Annotated in this window: 13 protein-coding genes and 3 tRNA genes; 10 read left to right on the top strand and 6 right to left on the bottom strand. The window is 72.6% G+C overall.

The features are described from left to right. Positions 1-184 precede the first annotated feature (184 nt). Complete coding sequence (locus ACFY1P_RS29135) at positions 185-2,047, bottom strand: APC family permease (protein WP_361524272.1); 1,863 nt, start codon at positions 2,045-2,047, stop codon at positions 185-187. Between the two features lie 223 nt (positions 2,048-2,270). On the opposite strand from ACFY1P_RS29135, the gene ACFY1P_RS29140 reads away from it, so the two are divergent. Beyond that, positions 2,271-2,879 (top strand): hypothetical protein, encoded by a 609-nt coding sequence (locus ACFY1P_RS29140; protein ID WP_361524275.1) that lies wholly within the window; start codon positions 2,271-2,273, stop codon positions 2,877-2,879. 24 nt (positions 2,880-2,903) lie between these two features. Here the strand turns inward: ACFY1P_RS29140 and ACFY1P_RS29145 are convergent, their stop codons facing one another. Next, positions 2,904-3,809 carry an oxidoreductase gene (locus tag ACFY1P_RS29145; RefSeq protein ID WP_361524278.1) on the bottom strand — a complete coding sequence of 302 codons (906 nt, stop codon included), beginning with the start codon at positions 3,807-3,809 and terminating at the stop codon, positions 2,904-2,906. Between the two features lie 194 nt (positions 3,810-4,003). On the opposite strand from ACFY1P_RS29145, the gene ACFY1P_RS29150 reads away from it, so the two are divergent. Together ACFY1P_RS29150 and ACFY1P_RS29155 are read left to right on the top strand one after the other, a co-directional pair. Continuing rightward, positions 4,004-4,780, top strand: a complete 777-nt coding sequence (locus tag ACFY1P_RS29150; RefSeq protein ID WP_361524361.1) for a TSUP family transporter — start codon at positions 4,004-4,006, stop codon at positions 4,778-4,780. Between the two features lie 180 nt (positions 4,781-4,960). Then, positions 4,961-5,893: a trypsin-like serine peptidase gene (locus ACFY1P_RS29155; protein WP_390752261.1), complete on the top strand. Its 933-nt coding sequence runs from the start codon at positions 4,961-4,963 to the stop codon at positions 5,891-5,893. A gap of 6 nt (positions 5,894-5,899) precedes the next feature. On the opposite strand, the gene ACFY1P_RS29160 is transcribed toward ACFY1P_RS29155, so the two are convergent. Next, positions 5,900-6,583 (bottom strand): vancomycin high temperature exclusion protein, encoded by a 684-nt coding sequence (locus ACFY1P_RS29160; protein ID WP_390752262.1) that lies wholly within the window; start codon positions 6,581-6,583, stop codon positions 5,900-5,902. A gap of 141 nt (positions 6,584-6,724) precedes the next feature. Between ACFY1P_RS29160 and ACFY1P_RS29165 the strand changes: the two genes are divergently transcribed. The 4 genes from ACFY1P_RS29165 to ACFY1P_RS29180 all read left to right on the top strand — a co-directional run bounded on the left by ACFY1P_RS29165 (position 6,725) and on the right by ACFY1P_RS29180 (position 12,923). Continuing rightward, positions 6,725-8,050: a deoxyguanosinetriphosphate triphosphohydrolase gene (locus tag ACFY1P_RS29165; protein WP_361524287.1), complete on the top strand. Its 1,326-nt coding sequence runs from the start codon at positions 6,725-6,727 to the stop codon at positions 8,048-8,050. A gap of 163 nt (positions 8,051-8,213) precedes the next feature. After that, positions 8,214-9,479, top strand: a complete 1,266-nt coding sequence (locus ACFY1P_RS29170) for an FAD-dependent oxidoreductase (RefSeq protein WP_361524289.1) — start codon at positions 8,214-8,216, stop codon at positions 9,477-9,479. A gap of 51 nt (positions 9,480-9,530) precedes the next feature. Continuing rightward, the gene (dnaG, locus tag ACFY1P_RS29175; protein ID WP_390752263.1) at positions 9,531-11,435 is read left to right on the top strand and encodes a DNA primase; all 1,905 of its coding nucleotides are present in this window, start codon (positions 9,531-9,533) and stop codon (positions 11,433-11,435) included. A 294-nt stretch (positions 11,436-11,729) separates the two neighbouring features. Then, positions 11,730-12,923 carry an RNA polymerase sigma factor gene (locus tag ACFY1P_RS29180; protein WP_361524295.1) on the top strand — a complete coding sequence of 398 codons (1,194 nt, stop codon included), beginning with the start codon at positions 11,730-11,732 and terminating at the stop codon, positions 12,921-12,923. Between the two features lie 32 nt (positions 12,924-12,955). Here the strand turns inward: ACFY1P_RS29180 and ACFY1P_RS29185 are convergent, their stop codons facing one another. Then, on the bottom strand, positions 12,956-14,383 hold the full coding sequence (locus tag ACFY1P_RS29185; protein WP_361524298.1) for an FGGY family carbohydrate kinase: 1,428 nt from the start codon (positions 14,381-14,383) through the stop codon (positions 12,956-12,958). A gap of 42 nt (positions 14,384-14,425) precedes the next feature. Then, positions 14,426-14,725, bottom strand: a complete 300-nt coding sequence (locus ACFY1P_RS29190; protein WP_361524301.1) for a YtxH domain-containing protein — start codon at positions 14,723-14,725, stop codon at positions 14,426-14,428. Between the two features lie 209 nt (positions 14,726-14,934). Here ACFY1P_RS29190 and ACFY1P_RS29195 point away from each other — a divergent pair. From ACFY1P_RS29195 to ACFY1P_RS29205, 3 genes are all read left to right on the top strand, one after another. Next, positions 14,935-15,007: transfer RNA gene (locus ACFY1P_RS29195), tRNA-Asn, on the top strand. Between the two features lie 5 nt (positions 15,008-15,012). Further along, positions 15,013-15,088 (top strand) — tRNA-Asn (locus tag ACFY1P_RS29200). 176 nt (positions 15,089-15,264) lie between these two features. Further along, positions 15,265-15,338, top strand: a tRNA-Ile gene (locus ACFY1P_RS29205). A gap of 128 nt (positions 15,339-15,466) precedes the next feature. On the opposite strand, the gene ACFY1P_RS29210 is transcribed toward ACFY1P_RS29205, so the two are convergent. Then, the gene (locus ACFY1P_RS29210; protein WP_390752264.1) at positions 15,467-17,050 is read right to left on the bottom strand and encodes a tyrosine-type recombinase/integrase; all 1,584 of its coding nucleotides are present in this window, start codon (positions 17,048-17,050) and stop codon (positions 15,467-15,469) included. Positions 17,051-17,175 lie beyond the last annotated feature (125 nt).

A 17,175-nucleotide genomic window follows, 5' to 3' on the forward strand; every position in this document is an offset into this window, starting at 1 on the left:
AGGCCCCACCCCCGGCACCCACCACCACCCAAGCCCGGCCGGCGCTTGAGGCCGCCCGCCGCAGGCGCGAACCGACCCGCACAAGACATCGGACCCGCACCCAGAACCGCCCCCGCACCCAGCGGAAAGCGCACCCGCAAGCCGCCCACCGCAGGCGCACACAACCCGCGCCCACCCAGAAACATCACCCAATCCGAAACCGCACCCGACAAATCACCGCATCCGTCCCCCTCCGCACCGCATGCGCCACCACCGCCCCCCGCTGGTTCTGGAGCAGCCGCTGCCACACATGCGCCGGCTCGACCTCCGGGATCAGGACGGTGACGCGGTTGTCGGGATGGCGGTCGGAGAGGTCGCGGACGTACGAGACGATCGGGCCGCCCAGGGCCCGCGTGGGGGCGGGGAGTTCGATCAGGTCGACGCCGGGGTTCCACAGTTCCCAGTCGCGGCGCAGGGACTCCGCGGCCCGGCGGCCCTCCGCGTCGGGCTGGGCGACGGTGACGGCCACCACCTCGTCGCCGAGGGAGACGGCGGCGGTGAGGGCCTTGCTGGTCAGCCGGGAGAGGGAGGAGACGGGCACGACGACCAGGGAGTGGCAGCGGCGCGGCGGCTCCGGCACCCGCCCGAGGCCGAGCCGGTCGCCGATCCGCCCGTACGCGCGGTGGACGGCCTCGAAGACCGCCACCATCAGCGGCAGGGCGAGGACGATCAGCCAGGCGCCCTCCGCGAACTTCGTCGCGGTGACGACGACGGCCGAGACGCCGGTGAGCACGGCGCCGAAGCCGTTGAGCAGCGCCTTGCCGCGCCACCTGGGGGAACGTTCCTGCCGCCAGTGCCGGACCATGCCGATCTGGCAGATCGTGAAGCCGACGAAGACGCCGATGGCGAAGAGCGGCACCAGGGTGTTGACGTCGCCGCCGGAGAAGATGAGCAGCAGGGCGGAGACGGCGGCCAGGGCCAGCACGCCGTGCCGGTGCACCTGGCGGTCGGCCTTGAGGCCGAAGACGTGCGGCAGGTAGTTGTCCCGGGCCAGCAGGGCCATCAGCACGGGCAGCCCGCCGAAGGAGGTGTTCGCGGCCAGCGCCAGCAGCACCACGGTCGCGAACTGCACGACGTAGAAGGCCCAGTTGTGGCCCAGCGAGGCGTCCGCGAGCTGGGCGAGGACGGTGACGCCCTCGACCGGCTGGAGGTGGAAGCGGCCGATGAGCACCGACAGGCCGATCAGCATGACGCCCAGCAGCGCGCCGAGCGCGACCTCCGTGCGCTGCGCCCGCCGGGCGGCCGGGGCGCGGAAGGTCGGCACGGCGTTGGCCACGGCCTCGACGCCGGTCAGCGCGGAGCAGCCCGCGGCGAACGCCTTCAGCAGGAGCAGGGCGCCGACCGTGGTGGCGTTGCCCGCGAGCGCGGACGCGTGCCCGGCGGCGGCCTCGGTGCTCGCGGGGGCGTCCCGCAGCAGCCCCGCCACGATCATCGTCAGGATCGAGCCGATGAAGACGGCGGTCGGCACCGTGAACCACTTGGCCGACTCCACGATGCCGCGCAGGTTCACGCCCGTGACCAGGGCCAGCACGGCCAGGCAGATCCACAGCCGGTCGGCGTAGAGGGAGGGGAAGGCGGAGGTGAGGGCCGCGACGCCGGCGGTCACGGAGACCGCCACGTTCAGGACGTAGTCCAGCACCAGGGAGGCGGCCGTCACCAGGCTGGTGCGCCGGCCCAGGTGCCGCTTGGCGACCGCGTAGGAGCCGCCGCCGTCCGGGAAGGCCGCGATGACCTGACGGTAGGAGGCGACGAGCACGGTCAGCAGCGCCGCGATGGCGAGCGTGACCGGGAGCGTGAAGCCGAGGCCGTACGCCCCCGCCGCCGCGAGCACCAGCACGATCGACTCGGGTCCGTACGCGACGGACGCCATCGCGTCGAGCGACAGGGCGGCCAGGCCCTGGGTGGCGGTCAGCCGGTGCCGGTCCTCCGTGGACGGGTGCGCGGCCCCGGTATCGGGCGGTTCCTCGCCGGCCCCGGCGCGCTCGTCCGTATTGGCCACCATGGACATCTTTTGTCGTACCTCCGTGATGTGGGACGGCCAGCGTGCGCCCGCCGCCGGCCGCCCGCGCGCGGTCTTGGCGGCCTCTTGGCGCCGTCCGGCGGGATCTTCACGCCGTCTTGACGCGCGGTGCCGGGAGGGTGTCAGCGGACCGTCAGGGTTCGGCCGCCGCCCGTCAGCGTGGCATCAATACCTGACGGCCTGTCGGGTCCGCGGTCCTAGCGTCATCACCATGGGACGGCGACAGCCCTTGCGGGTACGAAGCGGTGGACACGCCTCGCGGCAGCGTGGCCCGGGACGCGAGCGGCACCGGCCCCGGACGGCGGTCCCGCCGGGCGGCGCGGTCCTCGCCCACGACCGCCACTGGCGGCGCGAGGCGCGGGCGGCGTGGTGCTCGGGCGCGGCGCTCACCTGCGCCCTCACCCTCATCGACCTCGCCCGCGGCGCGCTCGACGGGCTCCGCGGCGGCTGCTGGGCGGCGCTCGGCGCACTCCTCCTCGTGGTGCTCATGCCGCAGCGGGTCACCGTGGGGGAGGGCTGGCTGGCCACGCGCGGGCTGCTGCGCGAACGGCGCGTACGCACCGACCTGCTCACCCGGGTGCGGCGCTCGGACGGCATCACGCCACGGCTGGTCCTGAGCGACGTGGGCGGCGGCCGCGTCGAGCTCGACCCCGAGGTGCTCGTCGCCAACCCCCTGCTCTGGCACCACCTGGAAGCGGGTGTCCGCCACGCCCGCGCCGACGGGCTGCTCCGCGAGGGGGCGACCGCCTTGGCGTGCGTGGGGCGGCGCGTGGACGAGGAGGTGGCACGGGTGCTGCTGAGAGAGGCGGGGCTGGAGTGAGGGCCCCCGCGCATGACGGGTGTGTCAGCTCCAGGTGTACGTGACGCCCGTCAGCCGCTCCGACGCCTCCCAGAGCCCCGCGCTCGCCCGCGAGTCCCGCGTCCACGGCGCGCGCACCGCATGCCTCGGCAGGCCCGGCCCGAAGAAGTCGTCCGGTCCGACTTCCGGCGCCGTCGCCGCGTAGAGCGTGGGCAGCGCACCGGCCTCCGGGCACTGCGCCATCGTGCGGTTGAGCAGCTCGAACAGCCGCTCAAGCCAGGCCCGCTCCTCCATCCGGGGCCCCTTCGTCTGGAGCTCCGTCGCCGCGTAGCCGGGGTGCGCGGCCGCCGCGACCACCGGCGAGCCCGCGGCCGCCAGCCGCCGGGACAGCTCGTGCACGAAGAGCAGGTTGGCGCTCTTGGAGCGGGCGTAGGCGGTCCAACGGCGGTAGCGGTGCTCCATGTTCGGGTCGCGGGGATCGACCGTCCCCATGAGGTGCATGGCGCTGGACACGCTGACCACCCGCGCCCCGCGCCCGGCCGCCCGCAGCCGGGGCAGCAGCAGGCCGGTCAGCGCGAAGTGGCCGAGATGGTTCGTGCCGAACTGCATCTCGAAGCCGTCGACGGTCTTGCGCTCCGGGAGCGCCATCACCCCGGCGTTGTTGATCAGCAGGTCGAGCCGGGCGTCCGGGAACCCCGCCGCGAAGTCCCGCACCGACGCCAGGTCCGCGAGGTCCAGCGGGGCGAACAGCACGTCCGCCCCGGGCGCCTCGGCCCGGATCAGCTCCTCGGCCGCCTTGGCACGCGTCGCGTCCCGGCAGGCCAGCACCACTCTCGCCCCCCGGCGGGCGAGTTCACGGGCGGTGACGTAGCCGATCCCGCTGTTGGCGCCCGTCACCACGGCCGTGCGGCCGCTCTGGTCGGGGATGTCGCTCGCGCTCCAGCCGTTCACGTGCACCATTCCTACGCGTGAGTGCTCCGGGGGCCACCAGCGTAGGGGACGGTGGCCCGCGCGGCCGGGCCATTCGCCCGGGCGGCGTACGGGCGGTGCGCGGGTGGCCCGGCCGGCGTGACCGCTCAAGGCCCCACCGACCCGGCGCGGCCGGTCAGTTGACCGCCCCGTAGCATCCGCACGTGAGCCCTGACATGTCGCTGACGACGCTGGTCCTCCTCTGTCTCGCCGCGGCCGCGGCCGGCTGGGTCGACGCGGTGGTCGGCGGCGGCGGTCTCATCCAGCTCCCCGCCCTGCTCGTCGGGCTGCCGAACGTCGCCCCCGCGCACGTCCTCGGCACCAACAAGGCCGTCGCCATCTGCGGCACGACCGCGGCCGCCGTCGCCTACACGCGGCGGGCCGCCCTGGACCTGCGCACCGCCTTGCGGATCGGCCTCGCCGCCCTCGGCGGATCGCTCGCGGGCGCCTTCTTCGCCTCCGGCATCAACAGCGCCGTGCTGCGCCCCCTGATCATGGCCATCCTGCTGGCGGTGCTCGCCTTCGTGCTGCTGCGCCCCACCTTCGGCGTGACGGCGCTCGCGACGGGGACCTCGGTGACGCGCCGCCGGATGCTGACCGCGGTCCTCGTGGCCGGCCTGGGCATCGGCTTCTACGACGGGCTGATAGGCCCCGGCACCGGCACCTTCCTGGTCCTCGCGCTGGTCGCGATCCTCCACATGGACCTGGTGACCGCCTCCGGCACGGCGAAGATCGTCAATGTCTGCACCAATGTGGGGGCATTGGTGACGTTCTCGATCCAGGGGTCCGTGATCTGGCAACTGGCCGCCCCCATGGCCCTCTTCAACCTCGCCGGTGGCGCGGTGGGCGCCCGGATGGCACTGAAGCGGGGGAGCGGGTTCGTGCGGGTGGTGCTGGTCGTCGTGGTGGTGTCCCTGGTCTGCAAGCTGGGCTACGACCAGTGGGGCGGATGACGCCAGGCGTTGCCCGGCGCGCCGGGTGGTGCCTCCGAGGGGTTCACACAGGCCCTTCGTACGCTGGCCTTATGCCCGATCGTGTGTCATCCGGCTGTACGAAAATAGATCCGGCACGGGCCGTACCCCGGCAGAAGCGGTTAGCCTGGCGACGACCTTCCTGACGTGGTGGGGGTGCACGTGCGTTTCTCCCGGTGGCGCCGGGCCCGGTGGGGCCGGGCCGTGCTCGCGGGGCTCTATGTCGTCACGCTGGCGGCGGCGGTGCCCAAGGGCGCCGGCGGACACGCCCGCGACGGCAGCTGGTCCAGCGAGGAGGCCCGGCGGTTCTGGGGTCCCGCGCGGATGTCCGCGTCGTCGGAGAGCGGCTCGGACGGCGACTCCGGCCGGGACGCCGACTCCGCGGCCCCGCAGATCAGCGGCAGCGCCCGGCACTTCGACGGGGTCCCGTCGGTGGGCGTGCTGTTCTACGTCGGCGAGGACATGAAGGACCACCACTGCACGGCGAGCGTGGTGCACAGCCCCAAGGGCAACCTCATCATCACCGCAGGACACTGCTCCTTCGGCGACCAGGCCGCCTTCGTGCCGGACTACCGCACGGGCGCGGACAAGCAGCCGTACGGCGTCTGGGCGGTCGACCGCACCTTCACCGACCCGCGGCGCACCGACAGCGGTGACGGCTCCGACCTGGACTTCGCCTTCGCCACCGTCAAACCGGACACGCTGGGCCGGCAGCTGGAACGCGTCACCGGCGCCAACCGGCTCGTGCGTACGCCCGGTTACACCGACCGCGTCACCGTCATCGGCTACCCCGACGCCGACGACGACCCCGCCGACCAGGCGATCCGCTGCACGGCCATGACGAGCCGCCTGGAGAATTACCGGCAGCTGAAGATGCGCTGCGACGGCTTCTACTCCGGCACGTCGGGCAGCCCGTGGCTGATGCACTTCGACGAGAAGAGCAAGACGGGCGACCTGGTCGGCGTGCTCGGCGGCCTCAACGGAGGCGGCCCCGACGGGGACACCAGCTCGCAGATCTCCTACAGCCCGATCAACGACGACGAGATCTTCAAGCTCTACCTCGACGCCATAAACAACCGCGATCCCAGCCGTTAGGCGCGCTCAGCCCTCCTCCCGCAGGGCCCGGGCCAGGCCCGGCTCGCGGGGGCCCAGGAAGCGGGGGCCGGGGCGGATCAGGGCCTCCAGGGCCGCCTTGCCCGAGGCCAGGACCTCGCGGGCACCGCCCGCGTACCAGGTCAGGTCGTGCGCGTCGTCGGCCGCGCCCACGCCGTACGCCTCGATGCCCGCCGCTCCGCACAGCGCGAGCGCCCGCCGGATGTGGAAGCCCTGACTGATCAGCACCGCCTTGCGCACCCCGAAGACCCGCACCGCGCGCGTGCACGAGTCCCAGGTGTCGAAGCCCGCGAAGTCGCTGATCACACGGCTGTCCGGCACGCCCCGCGCCGTCAGATAGGCACGCATCGCATCCGGCTCGTCGTACTCCACGCGGCTGTTGTCACCCGTGACCAGCACCACCTTGACCTTGCCCGCGCGGTACAGCTCGACGGCGGCGTCGAGGCGGTGCGCCAGATACGGGGACGGCTCGCCGTCCCGCAGGCCCGCGCCGAAGACCATGGCCACCGGGGCGTCCGGCACCTCGGCGACGTCCCGCACGCGGGGGGTCGCCGAGGCGTACACCCAGGTGACCGGGGCCAGCGCGAGCAGGCAGCCCGCCATGACCGCCCACAGCGCGCGGCGCCGCCCCGCCGTCGTACGCGGCAGCAGCGGCCGGCCCCTCAGCTTCATGTCGAACATCTTTCCGTCAACTGACTCCGTCGACCTGGAACAACGCCACCGCGGCCCGGCCGGTTCCACGCGGCGGCCGGAACCTCTCCCGCGGGACGGCGCTCCATCGCCGCTGTCACACCCGGCGGTTACCGTCGGGGTATGAACGGCTCAGCACGGATGGCGAAGGAACAGCCCGGCATCGCCGGATACGAGGCGTCGGACCTGGAGCGCTGGGCGCCCGAGCCCGACAAGCGCCCGGGGCGCACCGCCTTCCAGCGCGACCGGGCGCGCGTCCTGCACTCCGCCGCGCTGCGCCGCCTCGCCGGGAAGACCCAGGTCGTCACCCCCGGCGTCAGCGGCCAGGCGTGGGACGCCAGCCCGCGCACGCGCCTGACCCACTCCCTGGAGTGCGCGCAGGTGGGCCGGGAGCTGGGCGCCGCCCTCGGCTGCGACCCCGACCTGGTGGAGGTCGCCTGCCTCGCCCACGACCTCGGCCACCCGCCCTTCGGGCACAACGGCGAGCAGGCGCTCAACGAATTCGCCGGGCCCTGCGGCGGATTCGAGGGCAACGCCCAGTCGCTGCGCCTGCTCACCCGCCTCGAACCCAAGCGCTTCGTCCCCCGCGACGGCGAGCTGTGCAGCGTCGGCCTCAACCTCACCCGCGCCGCCCTCGACGCGGCCACCAAATACCCCTGGCCGCGCGGCGGGCACCCCACGGACCCGGACTCCCGCAAGTTCGGCGTGTATCCGGACGACGTCCCCGTCTTCACCTGGCTGCGGCAGGGCGCCCCGGCGAACAGACAGAGCTTCGAGGCCCAGATCATGGACTGGTCCGACGACGTGGCCTACTCCGTCCACGACGTGGAGGACGGCCTGCACGCCGGCCACCTCGACCCGAACGTGCTCCTCGCAGGGCCCGAGCGCGACGAGGTCTTCGCCGTCGCCGCCGGGCGCTACGCCCCCGGCGCCGCGCCCGAGGAGCTCGCCGAGGCCCTCGACCGGCTGCTCGAACAACAGTGGTGGCCGCACGGCTACGACGGCTCGGCCGTCGCCCAGGCCCGGCTCAAGGACGCCACCAGCCAGCTCATCGGCCGGTTCTGCCTCGCCGCCGAGGCCGCCACCCGCGCTGCCTGGGGGCACCGCCCCGGCGCGCTCACCCGCTACCGCGCCGAGCTCGTCGTCCCCCGCTCCACCCGCCTGGAGTGCGCCGTCCTCAAGGCCGTCGCCGACCGCTTCGTGATGCAGCGCCCCGACCAGGAGAAGCTCCGCGCCGACCAGCGCGTCGTCATCGCCGAGCTCGCCGAGGCGCTCGTCGCCCGCGCGCCCGACGGGCTCGACCCGCAGTTCCGCTCCCTCTTCGCCGCCGCCCACGACGACGCCGGTCGGCTGCGCGCCGTCGTCGACCAGATCGCCGCCCTCACCGACGTCTCCGCGCGCACCCTCCTCGCCCGGCTCACCGTGGCGGGGACTGTGGCAAAAGGGTGACCGAATGTCCACACAATCCGAGCACTTCCCCCGCACCATGCGGGTACTGACCCGTCCGGGGTAGTCCCTCTTCCGGCGGCACACTCCGTGCGGGACCCTCTGCACGGGCTTTCGACCGGGGGCGGTAGCGCAGACGCACTGCGTGGCAGCGAGGAGGAAGCAAGTGGTCGACGCACACCAGACGTTCGTCATCGTCGGAGGGGGCCTGGCCGGCGCGAAGGCCGCCGAGACCCTCCGCTCGGAGGGCTTCACCGGGCGTGTGATCCTCATCTGCGACGAGCGTGACCACCCCTACGAGCGGCCGCCGCTCTCGAAGGGGTATCTCACGGGCCAGGACGACCGCGACAGCGTCTTCGTCCACGAGCCCGCCTGGTACGCCCAGGCCGACATCGAGCTGCACCTCGGCCAGCCGGCCGTCCACCTCGACCGCGCGGAGCGGTGCGTGCGCCTCGGCGACGGCACCCGCATCCACTACGACCGGCTGCTGCTGGCCACCGGTGCCGAGCCCCGCCGCCTGGACATCCCCGGCACCGGCCTCGCCGGCGTCCACCACCTGCGCCGCCTCTCGCACGCCGAGCGGCTGCGCGGCGTCCTCGCCTCCCTCGGCCGCGACAACGGCCACCTCGTCATCGCCGGAGCGGGCTGGATCGGCCTGGAGGTCGCCGCCGCCGCCCGGGGCTACGGTGCCGAGGTGACCGTCGTCGAGCCCGAGCCGACGCCGCTGCACACCGTCCTCGGCCCCGAGCTCGGCCAGCTCTTCACCGACCTGCACAGCGAGCACGGCGTCCGCTTCCACTTCGGCGCCCGCCTCACCGAGATCGCCGGGCACGACGGCATGGTGCTGGCCGCCCGCACCGACGACGGCGAGGAGCACCCCGCCCACGACGTCCTCGCCGCCATCGGCGCCGCCCCGCGCACCGCACTCGCCGAGGCCGCGGGGCTCGCCCTCGTCGACCGCGCCGACGGCGGCGGCATCGCCGTCGACGCTTCCCTGCGCACCTCCGACCCCGACATCTTCGCCGCCGGTGACGTGGCCGCCGCCGAGCACCCGTGGCTGCGCACCCGGCTGCGCGTCGAGCACTGGGCCAACGCCCTCAACAGCGGCCCCGCCGCCGCCCGCGCCATGCTCGGGCAGGAGGTCGTCTACGACCGGGTGCCCTACTTCTTCTCCGACCAGTACGACGTCGGCCTCGAATACTCCGGCTACGCCCCGCCCGGCTCGTACGACCAGGTCGTCTGCCGCGGGGACGTCGGCAAGCGCGAGTTCATCGCCTTCTGGCTGTCCGAGGGGCGGCTGCTCGCGGGCATGAACGTCAATGTGTGGGATGTCACCGAGACCATCCAGGCCCTCATCCGCTCCGGCGCCCGCCTTGACCCGGAGGCCCTGGCCGACCCGTCCGTCCCGCTGGACTCGCTGCGCACCTCGTGAGAGCCGGAGGTCCGGGCAAGGCGGCCCGCGTCCCGGCCGTAGAATTCACGTGTGGCAGGACGGATCAACGATGACGACGTGAAGGCGGTCCGGGACGCGGTCCCGATCGACTCCGTCGTGTCCGAGTACCTCCAGCTCCGCAACGCCGGCGGCGGCAATCTCAAGGGCCTCTGCCCGTTCCACGACGAGAAGTCCCCGTCCTTCCAGGTCAGCCCCGCCAAGGGGCTCTTCTACTGCTTCGGCTGCCAGGAGGGCGGGGACACCGTCGACTTCGTCATGAAGATCGACCACCTCTCCTTCGCCGAGACCATCGAGCGGCTCGCCGGCCTGGCCGGCATCACCCTGCGCTACGAGGAGGGCGGCTACACCCCGGGCCGTCAGCAGGGCGAGCGCATCCGCCTGGTGGAGGCGCACAAGCACGCCGCGAAGTTCTACGCCGACCAGCTCGACAGTCCCGAGGCGGAGATCGGCCGGGCCTTCCTCGCCGGACGCGGCTTCGACCAGGCCGCGGCCCAGCACTTCGGCGTCGGCTACAGCCCGGCGGGCTGGGACCACCTCACCCGCTTCCTGCGCGGCAAGGGCTTCAGCGACAAGGAGCTGATCCTCTCCGGCCTCGCCCAGGACAGCCGCAACGGCCGGCCCATCGACCGCTTCCGCGGCCGCCTGATGTGGCCCATCCGCGACATCACCGGCGAGGTCATCGGCTTCGGCGCCCGCAAGCTCCGCGAGGACGACAACGGCCCGAAGTACCTCAACACCCCCGAGACCCCGCTCTACCGCAAGTCGCACGTCCTCTACGGCATCGACCTCGCCAAGAAGGACATCGCCAAGACCAGCCGCGCCGTCGTCGTCGAGGGCTACACCGACGTCATGGCCTGCCACCTCGCCGGGGTCACCACCGCCATCGCCACCTGCGGCACCGCCTTCGCGGCGGACCACGTCAAGATCCTCCGCAGGCTGCTGATGGACAACTCCCGCTCGAAGGTCATCTTCACCTTCGACGGCGACGCCGCCGGCCAGCGCGCCGCCCTGCGCGCCTTCGAGGACGACCAGAAGTTCGCCGCGGGCACCAACATCGCCGTCAGCCCCGGCGGCATGGACCCCTGCGAGCTCCGCCTCGACCAGGGTGACGAGGCCGTGCGCCGGCTCGTCGAGGACAGCACCCCGCTCTTCGAGTTCGCGATCCGCTCCGTGGTCAAGCGGCACGAGGTCGACACCCCCGAGGGCCAGGCCGCCGCCCTCGAAGAGGCCGCGCCGATCGTCGCGGGCATCAAGGACAGCTCGATCCGCCACCAGTACGCGGTGCGCCTCGCCGGGCTGCTCGGCATCCTCGACACCCAGTTCGTCGTCATGCGCGTGGGCCAGCTCGCGCGCTGGGCCCGCGAGCGCGGCAACCGCCCCGACCAGGGCCGTACGCACCGCGCGGCCCCCGCCGCCGCGGCACCGCAGCCGGCGGCCCCCCGGGGCGCGCGCGGCCCGGCCCTCAACCTCCGCAGCCCCGCCCACCTCACCGAGCGAGAGCTGCTCAAGCTCGCCCTCCAGCGCCCCGACCTCGTCGCCCCCGCCTTCGACGCCTACGGCGAGGACGAGTTCACCGCCGCGCCGTACGTGGCGGTCCGCCGCGCCATCGAGCAGGCCGGCGGCGTCACCGACGCCCCCGGCGACTACCTCACGCGCGTCCGGGACGCGGCACCTGACGACACCGTCCGCGCGCTGGTCACCGAGCTGGCCGTCGAGGCGATCCGGCACAAGAGCGTCGACGAGATCTACGCCGGGATGCAGCTGGTCCAGGTCCGCCTGCGGGCCGTGGAGCGGCGCGTCAAGGAGGTCCAGGGCAGCCTGGTCCGGCTGGGCGCGGACGCCGCGCCGGAGCATCTGGCCGCCGTGCAGAACGAGTTGTGGGTGCTGGAGCAGTACGGGCGGGCGCTCAAGGACCGCGGGGCGGCTGCGCTTTAGCGCTCTGCGGTGCTCTGGGTGCCGGTTCGCTTTTGTCTGCGGCTTCGTGGACGCCTGCGGCGGGCGGCCTCAATCGCCGGCCGGGCTGGGTGTGGCCAATGTGAGTGACCCCCGTAACCCCCGGTCACGAAGCGGACTCAGAAAGTGCCCGCACGCCCCTCGTGGCGGACCTATGTCGTACCCCACACTGGTGGGCGGTACCTGGTCCGGTCGCAGGGACCCGGAAACCTCCGCGAAGTCGCCCTTGAAACCACGGGACGGACGGCGGCCCGGCCGCTGCCGCCCCTTCGTCGCATGCCACCCCCCGAACCGGCAGCGATCACCTTGGAGGTCGCCCCCGTGCAGACCCGGACCCCGACCCGGCCCCAGACGCCGGCCCTGTCTCCGGCCGACCCGGCCCCCGCCGTGCCGCAGCAGGCCGAGCCGCCCGGCTGTGAGAGCCTCTCCGGCGAGGCGTCACCGGCCCCCGGCCCCGAGCCGGGACCACCACCGGCCGCCCGAGCCGCCACCGTGTCCGGCGGTGAGGAGTCCGCCGACGAACCACCGCACGCCGAGGCGGCCCGCGCCGACACCGGTGGCCCGTCCTCCGACCTCTTCCGCCAGTACCTCCGCGAGATCGGCCGGATCCCGCTGCTCTCCGCGGCCGAGGAGGTGGACCTGGCCCGCTGCGTCGAGGCCGGTCTCTTCGCCGAGGAGAAGCTGGGCAACACCCCCGACCTCGACACCCAACTCGCCCTGGACCTCGACCGCTTGGTGGTACTCGGCCGGATGGCCAAGCGCCGCCTGATCGAGGCCAACCTGCGGCTCGTCGTCTCCGTCGCCAAGCGCTACATCGGCCGCGGCCTCACCATGCTCGACCTGGTGCAGGAGGGAAACCTGGGCCTGATCAGGGCAGTTGAGAAATTCGACTACGCGCGTGGCTACAAGTTCTCGACGTACGCGACCTGGTGGATCCGCCAGGCCATGTCCCGGGCGCTCGCCGACCAGGCGCGGACCATCCGCGTCCCGGTCCACGTCGTCGAGCTGATCAACCGCGTCGTCCGCGTCCAGCGCCGCATGCTCCAGGAGCAGGGCTACGAGCCCACCGCCGAGGAGGTCGCCGCCCAGCTCGACCTCACCCAGGAGCGGGTCAGCGAGGTGCTGCGCCTCGCCCAGGAGCCCGTGTCGCTGCACGCGCCCGTCGGCGAGGAGGACGACGTCGCGCTCGGCGACCTCATAGAGGACGGCGACGCGGCCTCACCCGTGGAGTCCGCCGCGTTCCTGCTGCTCCGCGAGCACCTGGAAGCCGTCCTGTCGACGCTCGGCGAGCGCGAGCGCAAGGTCGTGCAGCTGCGGTACGGGCTGGCCGACGGCCGCCCCCGCACCCTGGAGGAGATCGGACGGATCTTCGGCGTCACCCGCGAACGCATCCGCCAGATCGAGTCCAAGACCCTCAACAAGCTCCGTGACCACGCCTTCGCGGACCAGCTCCGCGGCTATCTGGACTGAGCCGCGCGCCGTCCGCCGGCGGACGGGATCGCCTACTGGAACGCCCCGGGGTGGGCCTGTTCGCGCACGGTCACATACTGCTGCCGCACCGCCTGCCCCACCGGCACCTCCTCGCCCGTGGCCTCGAAGACCTGGCTGGCCGCCGCCGGCCACAGCGGAGGCTGCTGCGGCGAGAGCGTGCCGTGCTGGACGCCCAGCGCCCAGGCCGCCTGCCGCGCCGCGCCCAGCGCCGCGTAGTCCGCGGCCTGCGGGACGACGACCTGCGCGCCGAAGAGCGACGGCGCGATCGCCTGCACGGCGGGCAGCTCGGCCGCGGCGCCCAGCAGGAACACCCGGCGCACCTGCACCCCGCGCCTGCGCAGCACGTCGAGGGCGTCCGTGAGTCCGCAGAGCATCCCCTCGAACGCGGCCCGCGCCAGGTGCTCCGCCTTCATGCTCTCCCGGCGCAGCCCGGTCAGGGTCCCCGCCGTGTGCGGCAGGTGCGGGGTGCGCTCACCCTCCAGGTAGGGGAGCAGCACCATGCCGTACGACCCGGGTGAGGAGCGCAGCGCCAGCTCGGACAGGCCGGCGAGGTCCGTGCCCAGCAGCTCGGCGGTGCCGCGCAGCACGCGGACGGCGTTGAGGGTGTGCACGACGGGCAGGTGCATGCCCGTCGCGTCCGCGAAGGAGGTGATGGTTCCCGTGGGGTCGATGAGCGCCTCGTGGTGCACGGCGAAGACCGAGCCGGAGGCGCCCAGGGAGATCACCGCGTCGCCGGTGCCGACGCCGAGCCCGAAGGCGGCGGCCATCGTCTCGCCCGTGCCCGCCGAGATCAGCAGCCCTTCCGGGGTGTGCCCGGCGGGTTCCGCGGGGGCGAGCACGTCCGGCAGCGTCACCGGGTGGCCCAGTGCCAGCTCCACGAGGTCCGGCCGCCAGGAGCCGGTCGCCGCCGACCAGCAGCCCGTGCCTGAGGCGTCACCGCGGTCCGTCGTGCGCCGCAGGGGCCGGCCCAGCAGCTGCCAGACCAGCCAGTCGTGCGGCTGGAGCACGGCGGCCGTGCGCGTCGCCGACTCCGGTTCGTTGCGCGCCAGCCAGCGCAGCTTCGCCAGGATCTGACCGGGCTGGGGCACCGACCCGACGGCCTGCGCCCAGGCGGCACGGCCGCCGAGCGCGTCGGTCAGATCGGCCGCGGCGGGCTGCATCCGTTTGTCGTTGCCGAGCATCGCCGGCCGCACGAGCACGCCGCCCGCGTCCAGCGCGATGAGGCCCTGCTGCTGTGCGGAGACGCCGATCGCCTGCACGCCTTCCAGCAGCCCGCCCGCGGCGGCGTCGCCGAGCGACATCAGCCACGCCTGTGGATCACCTTCGGGGGTGGCGGGGTGCGGTGCGTACCCCTGACGGAGCACGGCTCCGGTCTCCGCGTCGCAGACGACGATCCGTGTGCTCTCGGTGGAACTGTCCAGCCCGGCGACTATGCCCATGCGGTGATGATGCCAAACGGAAGCGGTCCGGACGTCATCCGGTCAGGTGTTGCTGGTGCCCCACTCGTCGTCGTTGCCCTGGCCGCGCTCGCGCAGGGAGCGGACCCGGTCGCCGATCGCGCCGGGCATCCGGTCGCCCATCTTGTCGCCGACCTTGTCGAAGGCCTTGGCCGCCATGGCCCGGCTGTTCTGCGCGGCGGACTCCGCCGTATTGCGGACCGCGGGGTTCTGGGCGACCCGCTGCGCTCCCTTCCGAAGCTGTTCGTACCGCTCGCGGCCGGCCCGTGCGCCGAGCACGTACCCGACGGCTGCCCCGACGATGAACGTCAGCCGGTAGCGCATCCCGCTCCACCCTTCCCTCGAATCCCTCGTGCCCCACGCGTTTCACGGGGGACGCCGGGCTGTGCTCCGCGCCTACCCGCCGGGTGCGAAGGTCACTCCCGAGGTACCGATTGGCGGAGCACCCCCCTGCTTGCGCTAATGTATGTGTCGCAGCGAGCGCACGCCGCCCGGAAGGCCGGACGGCAGAGCATTCGAGGCACACGCAGCAATCCCCTGTAGCTCAATTGGCAGAGCAGCCGGCTGTTAACCGGCAGGTTACTGGTTCGAGTCCAGTCGGGGGAGCGCGATCCCCTGTAGCTCAATTGGCAGAGCAGCCGACTGTTAATCGGCAGGTTACTGGTTCGAGTCCAGTCGGGGGAGCCAGCGGATCAGGACCCCTCCGGGGTCCTTTTTTGCGTCCGGGCGGGAACCAACCCGGCGTGATCGAAGTCCTCATGGTCAGGTCGGTCACGCAAAACGGCCCCACCAGGGCAGCAGATCGTATGAGCGGCTATGCTGCGGCAGACGGCGCGCACAGATGTGCGCGACGCGCCGTGAACGGGGCGGTAGCTCAGCCGGTTAGAGCAGCGGACTCATAATCCGTCGGTCGTGGGTTCGAGTCCCACCCGCCCCACTCACGCTGCGCTTCAGAAGAAACGTTCTGACCTGCACGTTTGTACGAAGAAGGGCCACCGCGAGATCGCGGTGGCCCTTCTTCGTGGTCGTGATCGGGTCGTGCGGGGACGAAGCGGGGACGGAGGGTCAGGCGGCCGCCAGAGCGGGTTCTGCGGGGACGGGCTGCGGGGACGGAGCCGCTTCCGCAGCCTCCTTCGGACCCTTTTTCTGGGCGTCCGGCTTTGTGGCCTTGGCCGCGCGGGGTACAACGGCGACGGTGGCCTCGGCCTCCGCCCGCATCAGCTGCGGAACGACGCTCGTGTACGTGTCCGACGTGATCTGCCGCGAGGAGTGCCCCAGGCGCTCCTGGACCACCTTGATGTCGGCGCCGCCGACGAGGGCCAGGGTGGCCGAGCCATGGCGCAGGTCGTGCAAGCGGACAGGCGGCAGCCCGTGGACCTCGACCAGGCGCTTGAAGCGCCGGCTGAGCCAGTCAGGGTGGAAGCCCTCGCCGTTCTCCTGGGTGAAGACGAATCCGGTCTCGACCCACGCGCCCGCGGCCTCCATGGCGGCCCGTTCGCGTTCCTGCTCGTCGCGCCACTCGCGCAGGACCTCCACGGCCTCCTCGCTGAGCCGGATGGAGCGGACGCTGTCCGCCTTCGGCGTCTCCGCGTACGTGCGGTACGCCACCTCGACGATCTGAGCCGAGACGCGCAGCCAGCCGTTGTCCAGGTCGATCTCCGACCAGGTGAGAGCGCACGCCTCGCCACGGCGGAGGCCCAGGAAGACGAAGATGTGCCAGAGCGGGTAGAGGCGGTCGGGGACCATGAGGTCGAGGAAGCGCCCGGTCTGCTCAGGGGACCAGACCATGACCGGCGAGGGCCGCTCGCCGCTCTGGAGCCACTGCTGTACGCGCTCGTCCGTCCACACCAGGGCCTTGGGGCGCTTTGCTGGCGGCAACTCGACGAAGGCCGCCCAGTTGCGGGTGATGAGCTGGCGTTTGACGGCGTGGCCGAGAGCGGAGGACAGGGTGCGGTTGATCGAGTGCAGGGTGGCCGCGCTGGTGATTTTCCGCAGTCCCTTGCGGACGGCCTTCAGGGCGGCGTTGGCGTCCAGGAAGGCGCGCCGGGCCTTCTGACGGACCTCGGAGCCTGGGCGGGTACTGCGCATGCAGGTCTCCCACGCCTGCTTCTTGGCTGCGGCTTCGAGCCTGGCCTCCTCAACGCGGGCGTGGTGGAGGAGGCGTTCGGCGTTCTCCTTCTGGATGGCGTCGTACATCTTGTCGATGTGGTCGGCGCGCAGGTCCCGGAGGCGGTACCGGCTCAGGTGCGGGACCAGGTAGAGGTCTATGTGTTCCTGGTAGCCCTTGGAGGTGGTGCGGGCGAGGCTCCTCTTGCTCTTGAGCCAGCGGGCCAGGTATTCGCCGACGGTCTCGTTGGAGAGCACGTCGACGCCCTGGTCGGCTTCCTTGATGACCTTGTCCGCGGCGTCCTCGGCGTCGCCCTTCGTGCGGTGGCCGCCTCGGCGCACCCGGCGGCGCTCGCCGCTGGCATCGGGTTCGAGCTCGATGAAGAAGTACCAGGAGCCGTGCTTCTTTTTCGGCAGGTTTGGGCAGCTTGCCCCGAGTTCTTTGAGGTGCGGCTTTCCGTCGGCCTTGAGGACCGGGTTGCCGTCGGCGTCGAGTTTGGGCACTCGGCAGGTGCACCGCTTGTAGTAGCTGATCTCGGGCATGGACTCCCCACGTGTTCCAGGTGTGCCGGGTCCTGCCTGATCCTTCGGTATCGAGCGTGATTTTCCGCCTGTGGCCGTATTCTTTCGGTCAGGTGGCGCGGGGAGATTGGTTTGACCACCTATGA

This window comes from Streptomyces sp. NPDC001407, from assembly GCF_042895325.1.
Classification (GTDB): Bacteria; Actinomycetota; Actinomycetes; order Streptomycetales; family Streptomycetaceae; genus Streptomyces.